The organism is Photorhabdus australis DSM 17609 (assembly GCF_000711895.1).
Classification (GTDB): domain Bacteria; phylum Pseudomonadota; class Gammaproteobacteria; order Enterobacterales; family Enterobacteriaceae; genus Photorhabdus; species Photorhabdus australis.
Map to the genome: position 1 here is coordinate 20,162 of NZ_JONO01000010.1, position 25,109 is coordinate 45,270.

At 45.0% G+C, this 25,109-nt stretch carries 23 protein-coding genes; 11 read left to right on the forward strand and 12 right to left on the reverse strand.

Annotation, left to right across the window (positions count from 1 at the left end; genetic code table 11):
• Positions 1-14 precede the first annotated feature (14 nt).
• Positions 15-875, forward strand: coding sequence for a polyamine aminopropyltransferase (gene speE / locus BO26_RS05055; RefSeq protein WP_036769495.1), 861 nt, complete (start codon positions 15-17; stop codon positions 873-875).
• Between the two features lie 31 nt (positions 876-906).
• Positions 907-1,701 (forward strand): adenosylmethionine decarboxylase, encoded by a 795-nt coding sequence (speD, locus tag BO26_RS05060; protein WP_036769497.1) that lies wholly within the window; start codon positions 907-909, stop codon positions 1,699-1,701.
• Between the two features lie 105 nt (positions 1,702-1,806).
• Here the strand turns inward: speD and BO26_RS05065 are convergent, their stop codons facing one another.
• The gene (locus tag BO26_RS05065) at positions 1,807-2,346 is read right to left on the reverse strand and encodes a cysteine hydrolase family protein (protein ID WP_072023217.1); all 540 of its coding nucleotides are present in this window, start codon (positions 2,344-2,346) and stop codon (positions 1,807-1,809) included.
• 256 nt (positions 2,347-2,602) lie between these two features.
• Here BO26_RS05065 and BO26_RS05070 point away from each other — a divergent pair, with 256 nt between their 5' ends.
• On the forward strand, positions 2,603-2,872 hold the full coding sequence (locus BO26_RS05070) for a type II toxin-antitoxin system HicB family antitoxin (protein WP_081861848.1): 270 nt from the start codon (positions 2,603-2,605) through the stop codon (positions 2,870-2,872).
• Positions 2,873-2,923: 51 nt separating this feature from the next.
• Here the strand turns inward: BO26_RS05070 and BO26_RS05075 are convergent, their stop codons facing one another.
• The 9 genes from BO26_RS05075 to agaR are packed head-to-tail and all read right to left on the reverse strand — an operon-like array spanning position 2,924 to position 11,637.
• Positions 2,924-4,828, reverse strand: a complete 1,905-nt coding sequence (locus BO26_RS05075; protein ID WP_036769498.1) for an alpha-galactosidase — start codon at positions 4,826-4,828, stop codon at positions 2,924-2,926.
• Between the two features lie 39 nt (positions 4,829-4,867).
• Positions 4,868-5,722, reverse strand: coding sequence for a tagatose bisphosphate family class II aldolase (locus BO26_RS05080; protein WP_036769501.1), 855 nt, complete (start codon positions 5,720-5,722; stop codon positions 4,868-4,870).
• 9 nt (positions 5,723-5,731) lie between these two features.
• Positions 5,732-6,166, reverse strand: a complete 435-nt coding sequence (gene agaF / locus BO26_RS05085; protein WP_036769504.1) for a PTS galactosamine/N-acetylgalactosamine transporter subunit IIA — start codon at positions 6,164-6,166, stop codon at positions 5,732-5,734.
• Between the two features lie 22 nt (positions 6,167-6,188).
• Positions 6,189-7,082: a PTS system mannose/fructose/sorbose family transporter subunit IID gene (locus BO26_RS05090; RefSeq protein ID WP_036769507.1), complete on the reverse strand. Its 894-nt coding sequence runs from the start codon at positions 7,080-7,082 to the stop codon at positions 6,189-6,191.
• The gene (gene agaW / locus BO26_RS05095) at positions 7,072-7,860 is read right to left on the reverse strand and encodes a PTS N-acetylgalactosamine transporter subunit IIC (RefSeq protein ID WP_036769510.1); all 789 of its coding nucleotides are present in this window, start codon (positions 7,858-7,860) and stop codon (positions 7,072-7,074) included. Before agaW ends, BO26_RS05090 begins: the two co-directional genes overlap by 11 nt.
• Positions 7,861-7,870: 10 nt before the next feature.
• Entirely contained in the window at positions 7,871-8,353 is a 483-nt protein-coding gene (gene agaV / locus BO26_RS05100; RefSeq protein ID WP_012776963.1) for a PTS N-acetylgalactosamine transporter subunit IIB, read from the reverse strand.
• Positions 8,319-9,536: an AgaS family sugar isomerase gene (locus BO26_RS05105; protein ID WP_036769512.1), complete on the reverse strand. Its 1,218-nt coding sequence runs from the start codon at positions 9,534-9,536 to the stop codon at positions 8,319-8,321. Before BO26_RS05105 ends, agaV begins: the two co-directional genes overlap by 35 nt.
• Complete coding sequence (locus BO26_RS05110; RefSeq protein ID WP_036769515.1) at positions 9,533-10,828, reverse strand: D-tagatose-bisphosphate aldolase, class II, non-catalytic subunit; 1,296 nt, start codon at positions 10,826-10,828, stop codon at positions 9,533-9,535. Before BO26_RS05110 ends, BO26_RS05105 begins: the two co-directional genes overlap by 4 nt.
• 35 nt (positions 10,829-10,863) lie before the next feature.
• Positions 10,864-11,637 (reverse strand): transcriptional repressor AgaR, encoded by a 774-nt coding sequence (agaR, locus tag BO26_RS05115; RefSeq protein ID WP_036769518.1) that lies wholly within the window; start codon positions 11,635-11,637, stop codon positions 10,864-10,866.
• A gap of 400 nt (positions 11,638-12,037) precedes the next feature.
• On the opposite strand from agaR, the gene ampC reads away from it, so the two are divergent.
• Positions 12,038-13,195 (forward strand): class C beta-lactamase, encoded by a 1,158-nt coding sequence (gene ampC, locus BO26_RS05120; protein ID WP_072023218.1) that lies wholly within the window; start codon positions 12,038-12,040, stop codon positions 13,193-13,195.
• 95 nt (positions 13,196-13,290) lie between these two features.
• Here ampC and BO26_RS05125 read toward each other — a convergent pair whose 3' ends face one another.
• Entirely contained in the window at positions 13,291-14,871 is a 1,581-nt protein-coding gene (locus BO26_RS05125; protein WP_036769522.1) for a lipase family protein, read from the reverse strand.
• 659 nt (positions 14,872-15,530) lie between these two features.
• Positions 15,531-15,875, reverse strand: a complete 345-nt coding sequence (locus BO26_RS05130; RefSeq protein ID WP_036769523.1) for a hypothetical protein — start codon at positions 15,873-15,875, stop codon at positions 15,531-15,533.
• Between the two features lie 513 nt (positions 15,876-16,388).
• Between BO26_RS05130 and BO26_RS05135 the strand changes: the two genes are divergently transcribed.
• From BO26_RS05135 to BO26_RS05165, 7 genes are all read left to right on the forward strand, one after another.
• Positions 16,389-17,021, forward strand: coding sequence for a response regulator transcription factor (locus BO26_RS05135; protein WP_036769524.1), 633 nt, complete (start codon positions 16,389-16,391; stop codon positions 17,019-17,021).
• On the forward strand, positions 17,018-18,562 hold the full coding sequence (locus BO26_RS05140; protein WP_036769527.1) for an MASE1 domain-containing sensor histidine kinase: 1,545 nt from the start codon (positions 17,018-17,020) through the stop codon (positions 18,560-18,562). The genes BO26_RS05135 and BO26_RS05140 overlap by 4 nt, the downstream gene beginning before the upstream one ends.
• Before the next feature lie 212 nt (positions 18,563-18,774).
• Positions 18,775-20,109 carry an MFS transporter family glucose-6-phosphate receptor UhpC gene (uhpC, locus tag BO26_RS05145; RefSeq protein ID WP_036769530.1) on the forward strand — a complete coding sequence of 445 codons (1,335 nt, stop codon included), beginning with the start codon at positions 18,775-18,777 and terminating at the stop codon, positions 20,107-20,109.
• 17 nt (positions 20,110-20,126) lie between these two features.
• Positions 20,127-21,158: an ABC transporter substrate-binding protein gene (locus BO26_RS05150; protein WP_036769532.1), complete on the forward strand. Its 1,032-nt coding sequence runs from the start codon at positions 20,127-20,129 to the stop codon at positions 21,156-21,158.
• Positions 21,159-21,292: 134 nt separating this feature from the next.
• Positions 21,293-23,371, forward strand: a complete 2,079-nt coding sequence (locus BO26_RS05155) for an ABC transporter permease (protein ID WP_036769534.1) — start codon at positions 21,293-21,295, stop codon at positions 23,369-23,371.
• A 15-nt stretch (positions 23,372-23,386) separates the two neighbouring features.
• Positions 23,387-24,442: a ferric ABC transporter ATP-binding protein gene (fbpC, locus tag BO26_RS05160; protein WP_036769537.1), complete on the forward strand. Its 1,056-nt coding sequence runs from the start codon at positions 23,387-23,389 to the stop codon at positions 24,440-24,442.
• Positions 24,443-24,617: 175 nt separating this feature from the next.
• The gene (locus BO26_RS05165) at positions 24,618-24,824 is read left to right on the forward strand and encodes a hypothetical protein (RefSeq protein WP_036769540.1); all 207 of its coding nucleotides are present in this window, start codon (positions 24,618-24,620) and stop codon (positions 24,822-24,824) included.
• Positions 24,825-25,109 lie beyond the last annotated feature (285 nt).

A 25,109-nucleotide genomic window follows, 5' to 3' on the forward strand; every position in this document is an offset into this window, starting at 1 on the left:
AGGAAAATCGGGACATGTCACAAAAAGAAATTTGGCACGAAACCTTGCATGCCAATTTTGGTCAGTATTTTTCGGTCGATAAAGTGCTTTATCATGATGAAACCGAGCATCAAGATCTAATTATTTTCGAAAATGCGGAATTAGGCCGCATTATGGCACTGGATGGTACGGTACAAACGACTGAACGTGACGAATTTATTTACCACGAAATGATGAGCCATGTTCCTCTATTCTCCCACGGTAGCGCCAGGCGAGTGCTGATTATCGGTGGTGGTGATGGCGGTATGTTACGTGAAGTCTGTCGCCATCAATACCTTGAGAACATCACTATGGTTGAAATTGATACGGGCGTAGTTGAATTTTGCCGCCAATATCTGCCTAACCATAATGCCGGTGCTTATAATGATCCGCGCTTCCAACTCATCATTGATGATGGTGTTCATTTCGTTAATACCACCGATCAGAAATTTGATGTCATTATCTCTGACTGCACTGATCCGATCGGACCTGGCGAAGGGTTATTTACATCTGAATTCTATCAAGGTTGCCAACGCTGCCTGAACGAAGGGGGGATTTTCGTTGCGCAGAATGGCGTCTGTTTCCTGCAACAGGATGAAGCAGTAACCAGTCATAAAAAACTAAACCACTATTTCGTTGACACCAGTTTCTATCAAGCGGCCATTCCAACCTATTATGGCGGCATTATGACCTTTGCATGGGCAAGTCAAAACCCGGCATTACGCCATGTGGACCTTGTAACGCTACAACAGCGCTTCAACCACGCAGGCTTCACCTGCCGCTATTATAACCCAGCTATTCACGCAGGTAGCTTTGCCTTACCGCAATATTTGCTCGATGCACTATCTGTAAACTAATAATCACCTATTAGCCAGGAGGTGAAATAAATTGCACAAGTTGAAATTGCACGGCTTTAATAACCTGACAAAAAGCTTGAGTTTTTGTATTTATGATATCTGTTATGCAAAAAGCCAAGCCGATCGGGATAGTTATATCGCTTACATTGACGAACAATATAATGCTAATCGTTTAACAGAAATTCTCTGCGAAACCTGCTCAATCATTGGTGCAAATATTTTAAACATTGCCCGCCAGGATTATGAACCACAAGGGGCCAGTGTTACTATTCTTGTCAGCGAAGAGCCAATCGATCCAAAGAATGTGGACAATACTGAAAATCCAGGCCCATTACCTGATTCTGTTGTTGCTCATTTGGATAAAAGCCATATCTGTGTTCACACTTACCCAGAAAGCCATCCGGATGGTGGCATATGCACTTTTCGGGCTGATATTGAGGTATCGACCTGCGGCGTGATTTCCCCTCTCAAGGCACTGAATTATCTGATCCACCAACTAGAATCGGATATTGTCACAATGGATTACCGCGTCCGCGGTTTTACCAGAGATGTCAATGGCGTGAAACACTATATCGATCACGAAATCAGTTCTATTCAGAATTATATGACTGAAGAAGTACAATCGCAGTATTACATGATGGATGTAAATATTTATCAGGAAAATCTATTTCATACAAAAATGATGCTAAAAAGATTTGACCTGAATGATTATCTATTTAATACCACACCAGAGCAACTCAGTGAAACTGAAAAGCAGGAAATTACCCATCTCTTGAAAAAAGAGATACAAGAAATTTACTACGGTCGTAATTTACCCGTTATTTAGATTTTACTAATTTATACTTAACTGGCAGATGCCAATATTTACAGGTATCTGCCAGATAATTTCTTAATAGCTTTACATATTATCGCTACAAATAAATTACCCTGATTACACACCTAACGCGGTGCTAGTTGTGATTTCAGCACCATAAATAGATTTAAGATAATCAAGGGCTTCTTGCTGATCGACACCGGGAAAGACACACACAGCATCTGACAACACCTTAATTTGATAACCACGCATAAACGCACCATAAGCGGTATGTCTGACACAACAATGAGTATGTTGGCCAGTTAACACCACTTCCGTAACACCATACGCTTTAAAAACCTCTTCCAGATCGGTTCCATCGAAAGCCCCATAAAATCGCTTGGGAGAAATAATTTCACGATCTGCCCCGACAGGAGCCAATGCCTCAATAACATTAGCACCCGGTGTTCCAGCTATTGCATGTCTGCCCCAGATACTCATTTCCCGATCATCGGCTCGGTGAGCATCATTAGCATAAACTACCAGCCAATCGGGTTGGCACCGGGCGTAATTAATCAACCGTTTAATTACCGGTACAATCTTCATTGCATACGCTTCATTAGCGAGTGCTCCTGTGACAAAATCATTCAGCATGTCAACTACGATCAACGCTTTCATTAGTTTCGCCCTTTAAATGAATTCTTAAAAAACAATGACTGTGATTTATTCCCACCATTCAGTTACAGACCATTTTTACAAAATTTTCTTATGATTAATAATAGCTCATGAAACCAAGCTGGCCGACTTTTTAGCTATTCCATTAACTAATCACAACGTCAATACCTGCTAATCTTGACGCATAACGTTGCAGGGTTACTATAACCCCATCAAGACAAAAGAAGAGAGCGGGAGAATCCACTTTTCGGAGGTGTAAATGTTATATCCAGTTGCGATTGATAAAGATCATTCATCCTTCGGCGTCCGTGTCCCCGATATCCTGGGTTGCTTTTCTGGCGGGGACAGTTTCACAGATGCAATAGAAAACGTCCGCGAAGCAATTGAAGCGCATATCGAATTGCTGATTGATGATAATGAATCAGTACCAGAAGCGACAAGCGTAGAAAACCACCTTGCCGACCCTGAATATATAGGAGCAATATGGGCATTAGTTGATGTGGATATTACTCGATTTTTCCCCAAATAATCACTGCCCCGAATAAAATAGTTTATTCAGGGCAGTTTGATAACACTGTGATTATTTCGATGGGGTCAGAGAAAAGGTCAAGGTCTCTAACGGCTGAAGGGTAATCAACACCGTTTTATTGATAAACTTCGGCACCGAGTTGTTTTCGCCATAGTCTATCTTAACGTCATATATCGAAGGCTGATTATCCGGTAATTCAAGATCGCTTTGCAGATCCAGATAATATTGTTTCACTTCATCAGCAGGATTACGCAAAGTAATAATCGACTTCTTCGGACTCCAAGCTCCCCAACCGTACACCGCTAGATCGGTAGGATCTTTACCAATCCAATGGGTATCAAACAGCACATCTTTATTTTCCTCTGACCATTTCGCCGCGTTTGCCAGCGTATCCCAATCCTCGGTAGTCAATAGTTCAGGCGTAACATACATCTCTTGTAACTGAGTACCGCTGCCAAAATAGCTCCAAACCTGATCGGCAAAATCTTTAGGTGACTGTTTATCCAGATGCTTAGCCTGTTTAGCATAAACAATGCCATGCAACATCAACGAATTCAGAGGAAACAGCGGCCCCTTTCTTACGACATTACGATAAGTTTCCGCATCACGATAGGTAAGCCACTGCTGTACTTTAGAACCTGTACCGTGAAACTCTACATCATAGCCACCACGCCAAATAGAATCGGCGAAAAATAGCCAGGAAGGTGTGGCTTTGGTGCCTGTCGTCAAGTTGATAAACAGATCATTGCCTGTACTGCGCATATCTTCAATAAGATGGATAGCGGCATCAAAATCACTGGTGAATGCACTCCCTTTAATCACACGATCAGCATTGCCGGTACCATCTAGCTTAAACATAGATACATTTTGTTGTTGAATCAGATTAAGCACCCGGTTATGGAAATTGGCGTAGTAATTAGGGCCTGAAAGCGCAAATCTGCCATCTATCACTTCATAACCAAACTCCGCCGCATGAGAAACACGTTGCTCACCAGGTGGGCCATAACCGCCCCAAGGAGAAAGCCAAATACCTAAACGAGCACGATATTGATCTGCTTCCTTCTTAAGATTTTTGAACTCATGGGGAAATGCCTGACTAAAACCCCAATCTCCTTTAAGGTTATCCCAACCATCATCAAACAGATACCCCCCCAACTTCACACCACGCTTAGTCACCAACTCCTGCCCAAACTGTTTGATACGGTTCAACGCCTCTTGTTCGGTATAAGGAGTGAAGAAACCAATATCGTACCAAGAGTTGTAATGTAGGTAAGGACTATATTTACGCGGACGAGCATTGTTCAAAAACTCATTGACATTGCGCCGTAATTGCCCTTCCTGATAAACACCAATATACGTCTTATAACTTAATGTTTTCCCCGGCTCTAACGGGATAGAGAGCGCAATTTTTTGCGAAGCGCTCCCTTTATAAGCCTCAGTGGTAATTAATGGATTACCGGGAACAATAAAGAAGCTATCGCTGATAATCGGTGAACTGGTAATAGACCCGTGAACAAAAGGGACTTTAGTGCGAAATGGTATCAACGAGACAGAGCTGAGCTCCAACGCGTTCTTCTGTGGTGTAATAGTGATTTCAAACGAGCCGTACTTATCTTTATCCTCCACAGTAATTATATTTTTTACCTGAATGTCGCCATGTTTCAGGGAGATAACAATACGATTGTGCTTTTTGCTGATATCAGTAATCTGAAAATCTTTAGCCGTGAGCTTTTCTCCTGATTTCAACGTGATTTCAAACAGACTGTCAATGATGATTTGATCATGGTTTTTCGGGTTTTCAAATTTTAACTGAGTGATTTTACCCTGCCCATCGCTAACAGCCACACGGTAATTATCCCCCTTCAACTGCCAACTATCCGCCCAAACCGATGTACTACACAACGCAGAACTGGCTAACAAACTAAGCGTAATTTTATTTAACGTTCTTATTTTCACAGCAATTTCCTTTATCAGATAATTGAAAAAACAGAACCTTTACAACTTACCTGCACTGCCACAAATCCGAATTTTTTCTTCAACCACTGCCTGCATAGCCTGTTTTCCCGGCACGATATATTTGCGTGGATCATTAGCATCCGGATGCTGAATAAAATAGCTTTTTACTGCATCAGCAAAAGCAATTTTCAAATCAGTCGCTACATTGACTTTACAAACACCAAGAGCAATCGCCTGCTGTACCATAGCTTCAGGAACACCCGACGCACCATGCAACACTAACGGAATATCCACTTGTTCTCTGATCGCCGCTAACCGCTCAAAATCCAGATGAGGTTCACCATGATACAAACCATGCGCAGAACCAATCGCTACCGCTAGCGAATCAATACCGGTACGGGCCACAAAGGCTTTCGATGCCAGAGGATCGGTAAAGAAGCTATCGGCAGTGGAAACATTCAAATCATCTTCCTGTCCCCCCAACCTCCCCAATTCCGCCTCAACGCTAACATCGTAACGCTGGCAAAATCGTACCACCTCAGTCACCTTACGAATATTCTCTTCAAAGGGTAAATGCGAGCCATCAATCATTACCGAACGCACACCTGCGGTCACTTTATGACTGATATCCTCCAATTCCTCATGATGATCGAGATGTAATGCCAGCGGCAAATTATGACGACGGGCCGCTTCCTGACAGATCGACACCAAATAGTCAGTGCCCGCATAGCTAAAGGTAGCTGGTGTCCCCGCCAGAATCACGGGTGATGCCAAACGAGCTGCGGTTTCCGCTACCACCTGAACCGTTTCCAGATTGTGGACATTAAAAGCAGGGACTGCATAGCCTTCATACAGAGCTTTTTTCAGCATTTGACGACTGGAAATCAGATACATATAAGCTCCTTAGATACCATCCAAATTTGGGCTGCTATATCCCTGTTTCTGCTGTTCATGCCACAGGCTAGTCAACCCCCTCCGTCCACACTCTAGCGCCATATCACGAAATGCTTTTGGCACCAGCCCCTCACGATCCAGCATCATTTCTACCGCCAGTTGCATATTAGTCCCGGTGATAACTTCATAATGTGGATTAGTTATCGCTAGTTGTGCTGCCTGCCGGAACGGTGAGCCTCCCAGTAAATCACTGAGAATAATTACACCATCACCACTATCGCAGGCAATGCAAGCTTCCTCCAACAACATCTGCAATTGTTCAGTACTGACTCCCTCAGGAAAATCGACAGCACAACACTGAGGCTGCCGCCCGACTATCTGTTCCACTGCCTGCAACAAACCACTGGCGAAACGACCATGCCCGGTGATTACAATACCTAACATTCCATCCCCTCAACGTCGTTTGTTAAAGAAAACCGACAAATTTACCCACAATGCCGAGCACTACCGTCAAACCAATTAACTTGACCGGCGAAAATCCTTTTTTCATCAACCAAAACACCAACAGGGTGAAACACAATGGCAACAAGTTAGGCATCAATTTATCCAACACATCCTTCTGCAACGCCACACTCGCTTTACCGGCATTCACTACCACTGGCGTCGAAAAACGGACATACGAAGCCACCAGCGCTCCTATCACCGTCATCCCGACAATTGATGCCGCATGAGAGATATTTTTAGTGTGTGTTTTCAACAACGCTAATGCATTGACACCCGCCCGATAACCATAATGGGCCAAACCAAAACGCAAACCGAAATGCACGATGTTGAATAGCAACAAAAATACGATGGGACCAAACAAGCTCCCCTGTAGTGCCAAAGATGCGCCAATACCGGCGCAGATAGGTAACAGCGTCAACCAGAACAATGCATCGCCAATCCCACCCAGCGGTCCCATTAGTGCTACTTTCACCGCGCGAATAGTGGAAATTTTTTCCTTATTTCGCTCCATCGCCAGCACCAAGCCGGACAGTAAAGTGACATCAAATGGATGCACATTGATAAACTCCATATGCATCTTCATAGAATTCCCCAGATCCTGCGGGTTCTTATGGATCTTACGCAATCCGGGGATCAAGGTGTATAACCAGCCCCCCGCCTGCATACGCTCATAGTTAAATGATGCCTGTAGCAACAAAGAACGCAATGCCATACGATTCAGATCACCTTTAGTCAGCGCCTCACCCGGCATACTGTCCTGATAGTCATCTTGCTCAACCTGACTGGTCGCCAATGCCTGTGCCATCCTTTTCTCAGCTTTATCTGCCATAGCAGTATCAGTGTCGTTAAATGCCATCTTCCATCTCCTGAGATTGGGTGGTGGTCGGTGCGCTACGATCAGTCACATCTTCCATACGGGAACGGTTAAAGAAATCGATTAAAGCAATCGCAAATGCGCCGAGTGCTACGGCGATAATCGGCATATTAAGGAATGTGACCGAAATGAAACCCATAATAAAATAGGCAACATAGGTCTTTTTCATCATCATTTTCATCAGCATTGAAAAGCCGATGGCGGGCATCATACCGCCAGCAACCGCCAAACCATCTAGCAGCCACTGTGGTGCTTTCTGTACCATGACACTGGCAGCATCGGCACCAAAATAAATTGGCAAAAATGCCACGATAAAATAGAAACAAAACAGAATGGTAATCCCCAGATAGTTCACCCACTCCACACCGCGCCAATTCAATTCTTTCACCATCTGATCGCATTTATGCATCATTGGTGAGAACACGGTAAACAACAGCGTAATGCAACCCTGTACCGCAATGGAGAATGGCACGGCGATACCAATTGCGACTTTAGGATCAGCATTCGTCAGAATGGCAAATGCCGTCCCAATCACGCCGCCAATTACCACATTGGGCGGCTGGGCGCCAGCCAGCGGCACCATTCCCATCCAGACCAGCTCCAGCGTCCCGCCCACCAATAAACCCGTCTGTACATCCCCTAAAATCAGTCCAACTAACGGACCAATCACTACCGGACGGTGAAAATGAGTCAACCCATCAAAGAGATCCACCCCCGCCAACCCAGCCAATAATCCAATCAATATCGCATCAATCAGCATAACTCACCTCTCAGGCCAGTAACTTAGCGATAGGTTCTCCCGCTTCATCCGGCACTCGTCGAACCTCGCAAGTGATACCTAATTGTTCCAATTCACGAAACACCACCACATCACTGTCATCAACCGAAACCGTCTTATGAATTTGACGCTTGCCTTCGGCGAAATGCATATTACCCACATTAACAAAACTGATAGGTACTCCTCCCTTGACCAAAGTCAGTACATCTTGCGGCGTTTTACAAACGATAAAAATCTTCTGGCGTTCAGCCGCCTTATGGATCACATCAATGGTTTTCTGTAAGGTGAAATAACGAGTCTGAACCCCATCTGAAACCACCATATCCATCAGGTTTTGCTGTACCAAATCACTGGCAACTTGATCGTTAGCCACCAATACCAGATTAGCCCCCAGTGAATTGGTCCAGGTCACACCTACCTGACCATGCACCAACCGGTTATCAATTCGAGTCATCAAAATATTCGGTATCGACATAATCACTCCTGCTACATTCAGTTGTTTGTGAGTACGCTAGAGGGTAAGGATAAATTTCCACTCCCTTCACCACACGGTTGACTTCCCCTGTCGGACATGGATTGTCTGGCGTTATGCCCAGAGCCAGCGAGGTTTCAAACGCCAACATCTGCAAAAACATCAAATAGGGGAACAACAGCCAGATATCATCTTGTTCACTATTAATCACCGTGAACCCTTTCCCCTGTGTGCCACTCAGTGCAACAATTTGACACGCCAATCTGTCATGATTTAGCTCATGCCACAGATCGAGATCATAACAACGGCGATACTGATCAGCCGAGAGCATCATGACGACCAACGTATCCTGTTCGATCATAAACTTCGGCCCATGACGTACTCCCATCGACGAGTCGTAACGCGTAGCAATATACCCGGCGGTCAACTCCAACATCTTGAGAGCGCCTTCTTCTGCTACGCCGGTAAAACAACTGGAACCCAGACACATCATGCGCTTAAAACCACTGCGTGCCAGTTGCTTAGTCTGGATCTGCCACTGCTTCCACTCCCGCTCACACAACACGGCCATCGCCATCAATGGAGCACGACTTTGTTCCAATGTTAATGGCCCTAGCAACAACACAGTTGCCAGCGTCATACAACTAAAACTGGAAGTCATGGCAAAACTTTGATCATGAGAACTCTGTGGCATGTTCAATGAGCAAACATGGGAACGCCCTTCGGCATAACGCGCTAAGGCGCCATCAGGATTACAGGTCAGCATCAAGTGATAACAGCGCGGCAACAACTGATCAGCCAGTTGTACCGCCGCTACACTTTCCGGGCTATTGCCGGAACGCCCGTAAGAAATTAGTAATGTTGAACGCGTTGGATCAAGATATTGCAAAGGGGAAGGCACAATATCTGTCGTGCTGTACGCAACTACATTCAACCCACACTGCTCACGTAACCAAGGCGCCAGAGCGCGCCCAACAAATGCAGAGGAACCTGCGCCGCACAGTACTATTTGTAACTCCGGGTCAGACAACAGAGGCGCCAAAAATGGTTGCCACAGCGCTTTCTCACGTTGCAAGTTTTGATATAACTGACGCCAAAGCTCAGGCTGCTGATGAATTTCTCTGGCTGTGTATAGCGCGTGATGCTCACGTAGCCAAGCTTCCGTATAGGAAAACAGTTCACTCATACTAACGCTCCTTGTACCTCAAACTCACAAGCCTGAGCATAACTCAGCAACACAGAACGAATTTTATCCAATACCCAAGCATGCGGGTCATTGTCCAACCGTCCAGCGTTAACTGCCTGCGCTTGCTCCGGCAGATATTGACTTAGCAATGAAAGGGAAACAGGACGACGACGCAAGTTATCGATCAAAGTATTAACGGCCTGCTGTACCCGCAAGTGCGGCCAGTAGTAACGCACACGATCACTAAGACTGTATTGACGATCAATAAATTGTTGATGCGGTGTGCCATGGTAATAGCGATTCCAGTGCTCCGGCTGCTCAAGCATAACTTGTTCCAAAGTGGCACACAGATGAGCGGCTTCCTGCTCACTATTCCATTCACTATCGATCTTATCGAGCGCAAAAAGCGCTTCACGCAGGGCAAAAGTCAACGCTGGACCAACTTTCAGAATAGCGAAATGATCACGTACCAGTTCACGGTAAGCTTGTACCGTTTGATAATCAGTAGAATGGGCTTCGTAGACCAAATAGGGTTGGGATTCGATATATTTACTCAGTGCCGCCGCACGTTTAGATTGGTAGTGTTCGACATGATGGTGATCGAACTCCACACCCGGCTGAACTACCAGCGCAATCACTCGTGGCCATACCTCTTCCAATCCAGCCAACTGCCAGGCTTGCCGATGCACATTCAACGTTGTAGCCGCTGCCTGAGGCGTAGTGACTTGCATTCCTGCCAGTGCTTCTTTAGCTCCACCCGGTACAGGCACTTCGGTACCAATGACATAAACAGGCGGTTCTCCCCTCACCTGTTGCCAACAGCGTTCTGCCACCTGACACAAACGCGCTGCCCGTATCGCAACCTCTTTGTCACCAAGTGGTACCGGATCATCAGCACAAGACATAGAGCAATCAAGGTGGATCTTACGAAATCCCGCAGCTACATAATCATGTATCAAGGTTTCAGCCAGTTTCATTGCTTCAGCTGCGGTACGATCTTGCCAAGCGTTCGGTCCAAGATGATCTCCCCCCAACCAGATACGATCACGCGGTAAACCTATGCGATCTGCTTGTTGCCAGACTGCATCACGAAATTGAACGGGTTGCATGCCGGTATAACCGCCAAATTGATTAACCTGATTAGATGTTGCTTCAATCAGTACCGATGTCTTATGTTCTTTAGCGACGCACAAAGCGCTTTCTAATACCCAAGGATGGGCAGAACAGACTGAATAGATCCCCACCGCTTCACCTGATTTGTGGCGACGGATAAGTTGTAATAGTGACTGCATGGTATCTCCCATGCGAGCAAGAACCTCGGTAAGAACTACTCGTCGGCAATAATCACATCTACGCCGAGTTCAGTTAATGCCCGCCTGTAGTTATCGGGGATCCGGCTGTCAGTAATCAGCCGATGAATCTGTCCGGCCTGACGGATCATACAAAAGCTTCTACGCCCAAATTTACTGGCATCCACCACGGCGATAATTTCATGCGCCACCTCACACATTACGCGATTAAGGTGAGCTTCACCGGGATGTGGCGTGGTTATCCCTGCTTCCAGATCAAACCCATCGACGCCAAGAAACAAAGTATCAAAACGATATTGACGCAATTGCTGTTCCGCAGCCGAACCATAGAGTGAATAGGAGTTTTGACGCACACTCCCACCAAGAACCATCACATTTATCTGATCAAACCCCGCCAGTTCATAGGCGATATTCAACGCGTTAGTCATGACCACCAAATCACGCCGCGCCTTAAGGTGCGGCACAATCTGCGTGGTAGTCGAGCCAGAATCAAGGATCAGAGCATCACCGTCCTTAACAAACTGCGCTGCTTTAGCTGCAATGCGTGATTTCACATCACGATTCATCCGCCCTTTATCTTGCAGAGGGCGATCAAAGGCGAATTGGTGATTCAACACGGCGCCGCCATAGGAACGCAAAGCACAACCTTTCTGCTCTAGATAACGCAAGTCATTACGGATCGTGACGCTAGAAACCTCAAAACGAGAACTCAAATGCTCAACACGTACACTGCCCTCATGGCACAGCAGGTCGATAATCTGTTCACGTCTTTTTACGGTATCCACAGCCATTCCGTTATGCTCCTCAGATCTCCAGCGACATATTTACGTCGCCTGTGATGAATTGCTTTCTCTCTCTTTCGATTTAATTACAGCAAAAGCAATGAAATGAAATTGTGATCGGTATTACAGTCTATTATATAGACAAAATATGGCATAAAAGGTTTCGATTAAAAATAAAGTGAAAGAAAATATTAAATTCTCTGGTTACTGACTATTTACCCAAAAATCAGTTTTCATCCACATTTTGGATAACAATTAATATAAAGAAACGAAAGCCCTTGGTTTTCAATCATCAAGTACAAAGTTTTATTTCGTCAGGTGATGAGGATCACAATTTTAAGATTGCGTGTGAAAATCCTGATAAAATCCAGGACTGAAAACTCTCGCTGTAATTAAGGAAACAACACAAATGACAAAACGATTTTCGGTGCTGACTGGCAGTCTGCTGCTTGCCGCTTCTCTCGGCACTCAAGCCTCGAATACACCCGATCAGACCCGTCTGACAAATACTGTTGATAAGACCATACACTCCCTGATGCAGGAATATGACATTCCAGGAATGGCGATTGCGGTAACGTTCCACGGTCAACATTTTTTCTATCAATACGGTGACGCGTCAAAAGAGAACAACACACCGGTCACCAAAGAGACAATCTTTGAACTAGGCTCGGTCAGCAAAACCTTTACCGGCAGCCTGATTTCTTGGGCACAGGTGACAGGAGCCATTTCTCTCTCCGATAAAGCCAGCCAGCATTTTCAACCGCTAGCAAGCAGCGCCTTTGACAACATCAACCTGCTGAATATTGCCACCTATACCGCGGGCGGCCTGCCGTTACAATTCCCTGATGAGATCGACAACAATAGCAAAATGGTAGACTGGTTCCAGCACTGGCAGCCCAAGTACACGGCCGGAACCTACCGCCAATACTCCAATCCCAGTATTGGCCTGGCAGGCTATATCGTTGCCCAACGCCTTGAAAAACCTTACTCAATACTGGTGAAAAACCAGATTCTTTCACCGCTTGGTCTGCAACATACCTGGTTTAACGTGCCCGTTCAGGAGATGAAAAATTATGCATTGGGTTATTCAAAAGAGAATAAACCGATTCGCATAAACCCGGGCGTGCTGGATGAGGAAGCTTATGGCCTGAAATCCAGTGCACAAGAGATGATCGGCTTCGTTGATGCGAATATCGATCCCTCCCGCGTAGGTGACAGTAAGCTGGCTCAGGCCATTCGGGCAACCCATACTGGCTATTACCGGGTGGGTGAGATGACGCAGGGGCTGGGCTGGGAGCTTTATCACTGGCCCGTTACCCTTGAGCAGGTACTGAGCGGCAATTCAGCGGAAATCGCTTATCAGGCCAACAAAACCACGGAACTATCGCCACCAGAGCCGCCAACGGATGCGCTTTTTATCAATAAAACCGGTTCCACCAATGGTTTCGGCGCATATGTCGCGTTTGTGCCGCAAGAGCAAATGGGTATTGTGCTGCTAGCCAACAAAAACTACCCCAACGAGGCGCGCATCAAAGCGGCTTGGCAAGTCCTCAACGCACTGAAATAACGCACAATTACGTTAAATACTGTGTCTTTAAATACAGTGTCTGTTAGCAGCGATAACGCCTCCTCAGGAGGCGTTATCCATGACATATCGAGTCGTTAATCCAGTAAAGCTTCCAAACCAGCGGTCACCGACTCCATACGGTGACCACCTGAATGCTCAATCACATAACGCTTGCCCACCTGGGAGCAGGCATCCAGCCCCCAAATGCCATGTTCGACCTTCTGACTCAGCGGATCATTACTGGTATTGATGTGGGTGACGTTGGCACTATCCAACTTGTCAGCTAACCGATCCCGCAATCCTACATGCAATCCCATGCTATTGAATACGGTAACCTTTATCCCATGTTTGATACCCGCATATTGCGCCAACCCGCCGCCCAAGGAGTGGCCCAGAACCTCAACCTTATTGCCATATTGTTTAGTAAAGGCTTTAATCAAACGGTCTGCATCCTGAAACGCGCTATCCTTGATCCCCAAAGCCGCGCAGACATCACTCTTTATAGTACCAGGACGCTTAGTTGGCTGGGTGCCCACAAAGGAAAGCACCACGGTATCGTCACGCTTGTAAACAGCGACCTTGAGCGCAGACCAGGCATCTCCTTTAAGGATTAAAGGATCATTCTCCCTCTTGCCAGGACGAACACGCAGGGTTAACTTCTTGCCGGTCCCGCCACTACCGTCCTCCCTGCGAGCCAGTATCGAAGACGGGATATCAGCCAAAGTGGCATGACTGTAACCTGTCGGCATATCCCGATAACTACTGGAGCAACTGATTCTCGCCAATCGGGCCGCATCCATCACTGCTCGGGCTCCTGCAACATTCAACGGCTCTTGCTCTGCTTTGGCTACAAACGCTGGTTTGACGAGTACTTTGGCAGTATTCAGCAATTTCTCAGCACGCGTTCTAGCCTGTAAACGATTAGACACACTAAACGGTAGATACGAAACTCCCTTCATAACCGATCCAGCCAGCCCCAGGGTTGAAGATACCAACAAACGCCCCGTGAATTCCGCCAGGTTTTTAACTCCGGCAACACCGACCAAAATCGCACCACTTATTACACTACTAGCACCACCCATGATATTGGCCAATCCCTTAATAATGGCCCCAGTCCAATAACGTGCCTTACCTTTAGCACTTTGTGTATGGGAGTCATATCCTCTCTGTATGGCAGTACCAATCCTGCGAGCTGGAGCATTCAGAGTCAGATATTTCAGTGTGGTAGTCAGCATCTTGCCTAATGACACCTTTGTACTAAGGCCAGTACTGGTGTAATGGGAGGAAAGATGATGATGAACATTATGACGCCTTTCATCCGTTAACTCCTGAATACAGCGTTCTGTTAATGATAAGTTGGCAACGCCGATTTGAATGTTTTGGTTGAACAATGTTTTTTCATTACGTACTTCTGAAAATAATTTTTTTTCTGCCTGCTTAAGGGTCTCTGTAATCTTCTTGTCTTTTAATTTAAAAATGTCTAAGTTCTGCCCCTTAAATTTTTCGACACTTTTCGTAATGTTTCTATAATGTTGTAAAGAGATATTTTTTATCCCTTTTATTAGTTTTTCCAGGTATAAATTTTTTACTTTTCCTGCTTCGTTTACTTTTTTAAAAGGTTTATCAAAGGCAGATTCACATAATGAGTGCAACATCGTTACTCTGGTAGTAAACATGTCCGTATTCCTTTAAATAGCTCACTGGATTTATAATCAACATTTTAAATAAGATGCCAAGGCACTACACCTTATTTACTAAATTATCTCTTAATTCATTTCTCTAATAATATTTTTAACAAATTTATAAAAGATAGAAGTCCTGTCATTTATCACACTTATGGAACAGAAAAAACAGTATCTCGAGAGTTCTCTGTTTTTATTGCATAACAATCTCAAGCATATGTGAATTCAAAACCACAATATATCCCCTTATTTCAATAGAGGTAACTATATCAATATCGTGTGGAGATTTCAGTTTACTAGTTGTGATTATTTTGGATTTTTCGTGAAGGTGACTTACCCCTGGATTAGATATCTGTGGTTGTGTGTGCACAGCCTTATCCGGACGCATCGCAGCTCTAGTTCTTAAGCACAGGCGTTTTTGTTATCACAGAACCGGCAACTATTACGCTGCGAAGTTTCTATTGTTAACCATAAGCGCGTTTACCGATTTAAATACAATACCATTGTTATATCAATGGGCCTCCAGCACGCTGCCAAAACCCGGCTCATCAATATTTTCATTTCTATCGAAGATTATCCCTTCCAGATTTCCTCGGGGACGATAAACCTTCTTTAAAAAAGTATATCTTTAGAGTTGACAGTTTTAGTTTCTCTTAATTTCTGCTCTCTTCATCGTATCCGATATTCAAATTCAAGGGGAATACAGACGCTCGGTTCCTATTTTTAATCACCAATAAGTGAAATGCCACCAAACTAATGTTAACGATTGTAAAAATAAACATCATGGAGCCCACTTGTAGCAATTCTTTGCTCCCCCTTGGATATAATAATCCTGCCAGCCGCGCGCTTTCCATTTGCCATAAACGTTGCCGCTGTGTTTCATTATTATAAAGGCGGAAGCGATCCGCATATTCACGTGTAGCCGCTTCAATTTCACAATTTTCCGGATCTTCGGCATTAACTAACGGATGTAACATAGATGGGAATGGATTGGGCATAGGGGGGGATTTTAATGATATTCACGAATAATTGGCTCCAAAAAGTAATTTATTTGTGATTAAGTTATAGATGAACATAGGATTTTTTGCCAATTCGACTAATTTGTTTTCCGCCAACGCATGCACGGCCATCGAAACTACAGCACGAAACAACTGAAATTTGCTATTACATAGGGAATCTCTGAGATTTTGACATAAAAGAAGGCAGTAAATTGGTTTGTAAATTGAGGAGGATTACATAGTCAGTTTGTTATTCCGTAGGTAAAATATGTCCTATGTACATCAATATACTTGCATATTTAACTTAGTTTACCTAAAAAGCGAGCAAGATAATTTATTAGTGAAACAACAAGCAAGGTCAACAAACACGCTCTTCCACTGAATCGATGCAATTAACACCCAACAATTTACTAAATTTGTTAGCTTTCTTGCAGATTTAGTTGATTAATTTGCACAACCTGCTTTTCCTGCACATCATGTAAGTTATTGTGTTTATAATTAATAACAAAAATTATGATCAGAATCGCACTTATTGACGACCACGTCGTTGTCCGTTCCGGCTTTGCCCAATTACTGACTCTTGAGAATGATCTTGAAATCGCCGGACAATATGGCAGCGCCAACGAAGCCTGGTTGGATTTACTCCGAAACCCTATTGATGTTGCGGTGATGGATATCGCGATGCCGGATGAAAGTGGTTTACACCTGCTCACCCGGTTACGGCAAAAACGGCCCGATTTCCGTACCATTATTCTCAGTATTTATGACACCACGGCATTTGTACAAAGTGCATTGGATGCCGGTGCCTGCGGCTATCTCACCAAACGATGCGGTCCAGAAGAGTTGGTACAAGCAGTTCGCTCAGTACATAAAGGCGGTTGCTATTTGTGTGCTGATGCCCTGAAAGCACTACGTCAAACACCACAAGACATTAAAGCGCTGCAAATTCTAACCCCCAGAGAACGCGAAATATTTAATCTACTTATCAATGGCATCAGTGCTAAAACTATTGCCGAGCAACTCAATCTCAGCCCTAAAACCGTCCATGTTCATCGTGCCAATATTCTTGGTAAATTACAGTGCGATAGCACCATCGATCTGGTTCATTATGCCCTGCAACACCAAATTCTAACGAGGACACCATGAGCGGTGGATTACGATTTAGCTTGTTATCGCTATTTTTACTGATTTTTTATTCATTGAGCTGGCTTTCTCTATGGACCATCAGTTTCTACCTGAACGATAACGGACAACAAGCCACACTGCTTCTGCCACAAGGACTAAGGCTAGCACTGCTTATTCTACTGGGGCGTCGCTATATGCCAACCTTATTAATCACAGAGGTTATCATCTTGCTATGGCTAAGCAGAGAACAGCTTATTACTGACAATATCATTCTGTTATCGCCATTTCTCAGCCTGATACCCACCTTTATGGTCCAGCGGATCTGGTGGCGTTATATCTTGTATTGGCAACGGCTCTCCATTTTGCTGGCCGGTGTAGCCGCCAATAGTGTATTGCAGGCTATCTGTTTGGGATTTGCTCTGACTGCGGAACCTAGCTACTTATTTCTTACCTCTCTAACTGGTGGTGTTTTACTGTCACCTTTTGTTTATCTAATCTACGAATATCTGCGTCAGCAGCATCTGAGAAATATGCTGGATTCTGGCTATTTTGATCCACAATTACGCACTTCCCTGCTGATGTGGTGCTGCCTGTTCTGCCTGCTAGGGCTGAGTGCCCAGATTTTTATATCACCAGAAATTGAGAGTCTTTTGGTGATGCTGATATTTATCCCCAATGTATTTATGGCCTATCGCTATGGCTGGCAAGGTGGTGTGCTGGCTGCTTTATTGGGCAGTCTGATGATCACATCAGCTCGACAACTCAACGGCGCTTTTAACGATTTAGGTGAACTGGAAATGTTCCTAATCATTCAAGCCTTGTTAGGAATCTGTCTTGGGATAGCTATCAGCCGTCAGCAACAACTCGCAGAAAACCTGCAACGTTACCGTGAACTACTGGAACAAGAGCTAACTGCCCGCCATATCCTAATGAAGAAGCTAGTTCACACAGAAGAAGACATCCGTAAAAGTATTGCCCGCGAGTTACATGATGAAATTGGCCAAAATATTACTGCTATTCAAATTCAGGCAACGTTGGTAAAACGGACTGCCACTACCCCAACAGCAGAAATGATCGCAAAGCAGATCAATCATCTTGCTCAACAAATTCATCAATCCACCCGCCAATTACTGCGTCAGTTGCGGCCTCCAGTTTTGGATGAGATGTCTTTAGAAAAAGCACTCCACCATCTGATCGATGAATTCGCGTTTAAACAGCAGAATATTGATTGTCAATTAAATTATCAGCTTCCCCAAAATCCAGTGAATGAAACGGTGATTTTTACCCTTTATCGTCTGGTTCAGGAGTTGCTGAACAATATCAGTAAACATGCCAAAGCTACCCACATCAATATCACGTTGCGACAACGCCGGGACGTGATTGAACTCAGAATCAGTGATAACGGAATCGGTATCACCGAAGATAAAAAGAAAAACGGCTTTGGTCTTCAGGGCATTGAAGAACGTATCCAGGCACTAGGCGGGGACTGGCAGTTAAATAATGATAACGGTACACGTATAATTGTTAACCTGCCCACAAATTCTGATGAAAATCAGGCATAAATAAGAATTATTCCTAGTCACCTAAAACCTTATCCCATTCATTTTCATTAATTTTTCTTTACATTCATTTTCCATAGTGGTCTGGCTGACAGTGTTAACCCTCGGAGAGAAGGTCAGCCTTGGCTCGCGTCACCGTGAGTCAGGCACATCTCTGTGAAGTGGGAAGCATCTTTCTTCAAATAGGAAGAGGAGTAGTCAAGAAGGAATCGCCTATGCAAGCCACCAACCAGGAACAAATCTCACAACGCTATCGCTACTGGCGTAGTCGTTTACTGATTTCTATGATCATTGGTTATGCCGCATTTTATCTGACACGCAAAAGTTTTAACTTTGTCATGCCAGTTATGCAGTTGGAACTAGGGTTAGATAAAGGGGATATCGGTTGGATAACCAGTCTATTTTATCTGGCTTACGGCAGCTCAAAATTTGTTTCCGGTATATTCCATGATCTCACCGGCTATCGCTGGTTTATGGGGGTCGGATTAGTGATGGCAGGCATATTGAACATTATGTTCGCTTTTTGCTCATCGTTTTCTGCCTTATTGATCATCTGGACGCTGAACGGCTTCTTTCAAGGCTGGGGATGGCCTCCCTGCGCAAGGTTACTGACACACTGGTACTCTCGCAATGAGCGAGGCTTCTGGTGGGGATGCTGGAACATCTCCATTAATATTGTCGGCATCACTATCCCGATGTTGTCAGCTTTTCTGGCAGCAACTTACAGCTGGCAAGCTGTTTTAATGATGCCCGGAATTATCGGCATTTTATTGGGTATCTGGCTCTGTTATCAGTTACGCGACATACCACAGCAACAAGGTTTACCCACTATAGGACATTGGCGACAGGATTTACTGGAGCTGCGACACGAACAGCTATCGCCTCCCATGCCAATGATGCAGATACTACGGGATACAATTCTGGCTAATAAGACTATCTGGCTATTGGGGCTTTCCTACATTCTGGTCTACCTCATCAGAATGGCGATTAATGACTGGGGGAATCTGTGGTTGTCAGAAACACATGGCGCCAATCTGCTCAGTGCCAATGCAACACTTTCACTGTTTGAACTGGGTGGTCTGGCAGGCGCTCTCCTCTCCGGTTGGGGATCTGATTTACTGTTCCGCGGCCAGCGCGCCCCAATGATTCTGCTATTCGCGCTAGGACTATTTATCTCTGTCACCGCATTGTGGCTAACCCCCATTCATCACTATGCACTGTTGGCAGCCTGTTTTTTTAATATCGGTTTTTTCGTATTTGGCCCGCAAATGCTGATTGGGCTGGCAGCAACAGAATATTGCCATAAACAAGCCGCCGGAACGGTCACGGGTTATCTGGGATTATACGCCTATCTGGGCGCTGCCATGGCAGGCTGGCCACTGAGTCAGGTGGTTGCACATTATGGTTGGTCTGGAATATTTGCTCTGCTTACCGTCGCAGCTGCCATGATGGGGTTGCTATTAATGCCTCTGCTAATGGCGAACGTTAGTAAAAGGGAACATATGGCAGGGGTCACATCGCCACTTTCCTCCAATGATAAGAAGTTCTGAATACAAAGGACAAAATAATGAAACTGAAACCTATCTCTACACTCATCGCAGCAGGTCTGGCCATTGCTGCATTCACCAGCAACGCTCAAGCTGCTGGCCGTTTGATCGTCTATTGCAGCGCAACTAACGCCCTATGCGAAGCTGAAACCAGAGCATTCGGTGAAAAATACAATGTCAAAACAACATTTGTTCGCAATGGTTCAGGCAGCACCCTGGCAAAAATTGAGGCAGAAAAACGCAATCCACAGGCTGACGTTTGGTATGGCGGTACGCTAGACCCACATTCTCAGGCAGGGGAAATGGATCTCCTGACCGCATATAAATCACCTAATCTGACGCAAATCATGCCGCAATTTCGCGATCCCGCTAAACGCAAAGGCAACTACACCTCCGCGGTTTACGTTGGTATTCTTGGCTATGGCGTCAATACCGAACGCCTGAAAGAGAAAAAGATCCCAATTCCCACCTGCTGGAAAGATCTGACCAAGCCAATATATAAAGGTGAAATTCAAATTGCTGACCCTCAAAGCTCAGGCACGGCTTATACCGCACTGGCAACTTTTGTCCAATTATGGGGTAAAGATCAAGCATTTGATTACCTGAAAAAACTGAATGCCAACATTTCTCAATACACTAAATCCGGTGTCGCCCCAGCACGTAATGCGGCTCGTGGTGAATCCGCAATTGGTATCGGTTTCCTGCACGATTACTCACTGGAAGTCGAAAATGGCGCCCCACTAAAACTTATCGCACCATGCGAAAGTACCGGTTATGAAATTGGCGGTGTCAGTATCCTTAAAAATGCCCGTAATATGGACAACGCTAAACTGTTCGTTGACTGGGTGCTATCCAAAGAAGCACAAGAATTAAGTTGGAAGAAAGGCAAAGCTTATCAGATTCTAACCAACACCACGGCGAAAGCTTCCCCTTTAGCGCTTAAATTATCCGATTTAAAACTGATCAATTACGACATGGATAAATATGGCGCCAATGATGTACGCAAAGAATTAATCACCAAATGGGTGACAGAGGTGAAAATGGCTAAATAATCACCATTAAGGGCGGAGCACTCCGCCCTTAGCAGCTATCCATCAGGCTACTTTATTCTTCTGTACCAATAACACCCTGGAGGATAGATTCTTACTGCGGTTATCTCACGATAATAATAAAAAAGAGGGAAATTATGTCTCACACTTTGACTTTGCCTATCAGACAGAAGCGGGATGCGGTGTTCTGGTGGATTGCCCTGATATGGCTGGCTTTCACGCTTTTACCATCATGGAGCCTGGACTATGGCCTTTTCGATTCTACTCAAGATGAACTTCTCGCCGCCTATGGCTGGAACGGATTAAACATCAGTTTACTATGGTTCCTGTTGCCATCAGCGCTGCTACTACGCCCACTGACACCAGCAAACCGCAATCAGCGTAACCGACACTATTTCGATGCGGGTTATGCCTTATTATGTGCTCTATTGGTCATTATCAGTGCGACCATTATCGGTCGTGGGCTGGGTTACGCTACCATTATCCTGTTTATCTCACTGGGCGCGATTATCACTCTGGCCCTGTCTCGCCTTGAATGGCTCGGTGGCGACAGTTTTGTCATTGGCTCACTAGTTACAGTTATTGCGCTGATAGGCGTATTTATCCTTTATCCCAGTATTGCCATCTTTATTCCGGTGTTTACGGATGATGCCGGCCAGTTTGCCCCGTTTGCGTTTATATCGATACTGGGGCAAGCACATATTATTCAGGTTATCACTAACTCCATTTTGCTCTCTCTGGCCGTTGGTATCGGTTGTACTTTTTTCGGTCTGGTGCTGGCAATTTATACCGCCAGAATCGCGCGCCGCTCTGCCATTATTGGCCGGGTATTTTCTATTTTACCCATCGTCACACCGCCGTTTGTTGTCGGTTTAGGTGTCACATTAATGATGGGCCGCTCCGGTTACATTACTGAGTTTATGGCAACCTGGTTCGGCCTGACCAACACCAATTGGCTGTACGGTTTCACCGGTATCTGGCTAGCTCAGGTACTGGCCTTTACACCAATGGCATTTATGATCCTTGATGGCGCCATCAAAACCATCCATCCCTCGCTAGAAGAAGCCTCCTATACTCTGCGCGCTAATCGTTATCAAACTTTCTTTAATGTATTCATACCACTGCTGAAACCCGCACTGGCAAACGCTTTCCTAATCGTAATCGTTCAGTCATTGGCGGATTTCAGTAACCCATTGGTGCTGGGCGGTAGCTTTGATGTACTCGCGACCCAAATTTATTTCTACATCACAGGTTCCCAACTTGACTATCAAGCCGCCGGTACTCTCGGTGCTTCACTGCTGGTTTTCTCTCTGCTGATATTCTGCGTCCAGTATATGTGGATTGGTAAACGCTCCTATGTCACGGTTTCCGGTAAATCCTATCGCGGCGATGTGCAGCCGTTGCCGACTTCGCTGGTTTGGGGTGTCTGCGCTATCTTGTTGATTTGGGTTGTGTTTAACATTCTGTTGTACGGCAGTATTTTCTACGGCAGTTTCACCGTCAACTGGGGCGTGGATTACACCCTGACTTTGGATAACTTTATCAAGCTGTTCGGTCAAGGAATGCATGACGGTGCATGGCCTTCACTACTGGATACCTTGCTCTATGCCGGTATCGCTGCCCCTATCACCGCAATCCTTGGTCTGCTGATTGCTTATATTGTTGTGCGGCAAGAATTCCGTGGTAAGAAAACCATAGAATTCACCACCATGCTTTGCTTTGCCGTACCGGGGACAGTTGCAGGGGTTTCTTATATTCTAGCCTTCAACGATTCACCTTTTTACCTCACAGGAACCGCCGCTATTGTCATTATTTCCATGACCATGCGAAATGTACCGGTAGGTATCCGCGCCGGTATTGCGGGTCTTGGACAGATTGATAAATCATTAGATGAAGCCTCACTGAGCCTGCGAGCCGGATCAATGAGAACCATTTTCCACATTCTGTTGCCGTTACTGCGCCCAGCAATCCTATCTGCACTGATTTACAGCTTTGTCCGCGCTATTACCACCGTCAGCGCCATCGTATTCCTGGTAACGCCGGACACTCGCGTGGCGACTGCCTATATCCTGAATCGGGTGGAAGATGGTGAATACGGCGTTGCCATTGCTTATGGCTCTATCCTGATTGTGGTCATGCTGGCCATTATTTTCCTATTTGACTATTTGATTGGTGAAGCGCGGATTTCTCGCTCTAAAGCCCAAAATGCACAGTAATCACGGAGTGACAACATGACACAACAAAATTTTGTCGAACTGAGAAATGTAACCAAACGGTTCGGTAACAACACCGTGATCGATAACCTGAATCTGTCTATCCCACAAGGGCATATGGTCACGCTATTAGGGCCATCTGGCTGCGGTAAAACTACCGTACTGCGTTTAGTTGCTGGGCTGGAGAAACCCAGCGAAGGTAAGATTCTCATTGATAGTGAAGACGTTACAGATCGTTCCATTCAACAACGGGATATCTGTATGGTATTCCAGTCCTACGCCCTATTCCCGCACATGTCACTGGGAGAAAATATTGGTTATGGGCTGAAAATGCTCGGACGACCTAAAGCAGAGATACGCGAACGGGTTAAAGAAGCACTAGAACTGGTCGATCTGGGGGGATTTGAAGATCGTTATGTTGATCAAATCTCTGGCGGCCAACAACAGCGTGTTGCCCTCGCTCGCGCCCTGATACTCAAACCCAAAGTACTGCTATTCGATGAACCGTTGAGTAACCTTGATGCTAACCTACGCCGCAGTATGCGCGAGAAAATCCGCGAATTGCAGCAACAATTTAATATCACCTCACTGTACGTTACTCATGATCAAAGTGAAGCATTTGCAGTTTCCGATACCGTGTTGGTAATGAATAAAGGCAAAATCATGCAAATTGGCGCGCCACAAACGCTTTATCGTCAGCCAGCATCTGAATTTATGGCAAGTTTCATGGGGGATGCCAATATCTTTCCTGCTACTTTGGGCGCTGATTATGTGGAAATCTTCCATTATCGCCTGCCACGGCCAGAAAACTTTATCAGTAATCGACAATCGGTAACGGTAGGTGTCAGGCCAGAAGCCGTTACATTAAGTCATCACGGACATGCAAGCCAACGCTGTACCATCAGCCATGTAGCTTACATGGGGCCACAATATGAAGTGACGGTAAACTGGCAAGATCAAACTTTATTACTACAAATTAATGCCACTCAATTGCAACCTAATGTTGGTGATAATTACTATCTGGAAATTCATCCATTTGGGATGTTTATTTTGGCCGAGAAAAGTAACAATTAGTTTGATTACAAAAAATTCTGGTTTTCAGATCAGAAGGCCGCCACACGGCGGCTTTAGACCGCTCTCGCGGTTTTTTTCATAACCGGTGTAGTGCTCCGGTATTCATAATTTTCTTTGCTAGTATTAGTAGTAGTATTAACCTTGGCAGACTTGATTAAATAAGAGGAGTAAGCGCGTGGAATGGGTGATTGGTGGAATAATTTTATTGTTGATTCTTGGTGCGATCTTTAAGCCAAGTAGATGTGACATTTGTAATGTTAATTTCAAAAGAAAATATTACACGTGGGAAATTGAAGGTAAAAAACAGCATCTATGTCCTAATTGTAGTAGCAAAATGGACAGAAGAATTAGCTCTAAAAAATTCAAAGATAGGTTTGGTTAATTATTCAATATATTATTTTTTCAGCCATCCAGGTGATTTTCTACACAAACCACCAAATGAAGCCAGCAAATACTGACGTCACTTTTTATAGGTTTATTACTGAAAGTGACGCCATAAAAAATCTATAATCGGAACCACCGCTCTAGCCGACTTTAAATAAAAACAATTCACCAAAGATATTAATAACTTTATACCTGTTATCTTTCAAGTTGCCTCTTTGTTGGTTGCACTCACGCACCCCGGTCACATAGTTATCTATGCTCCTAGGGATGCGTTCACTTGCCG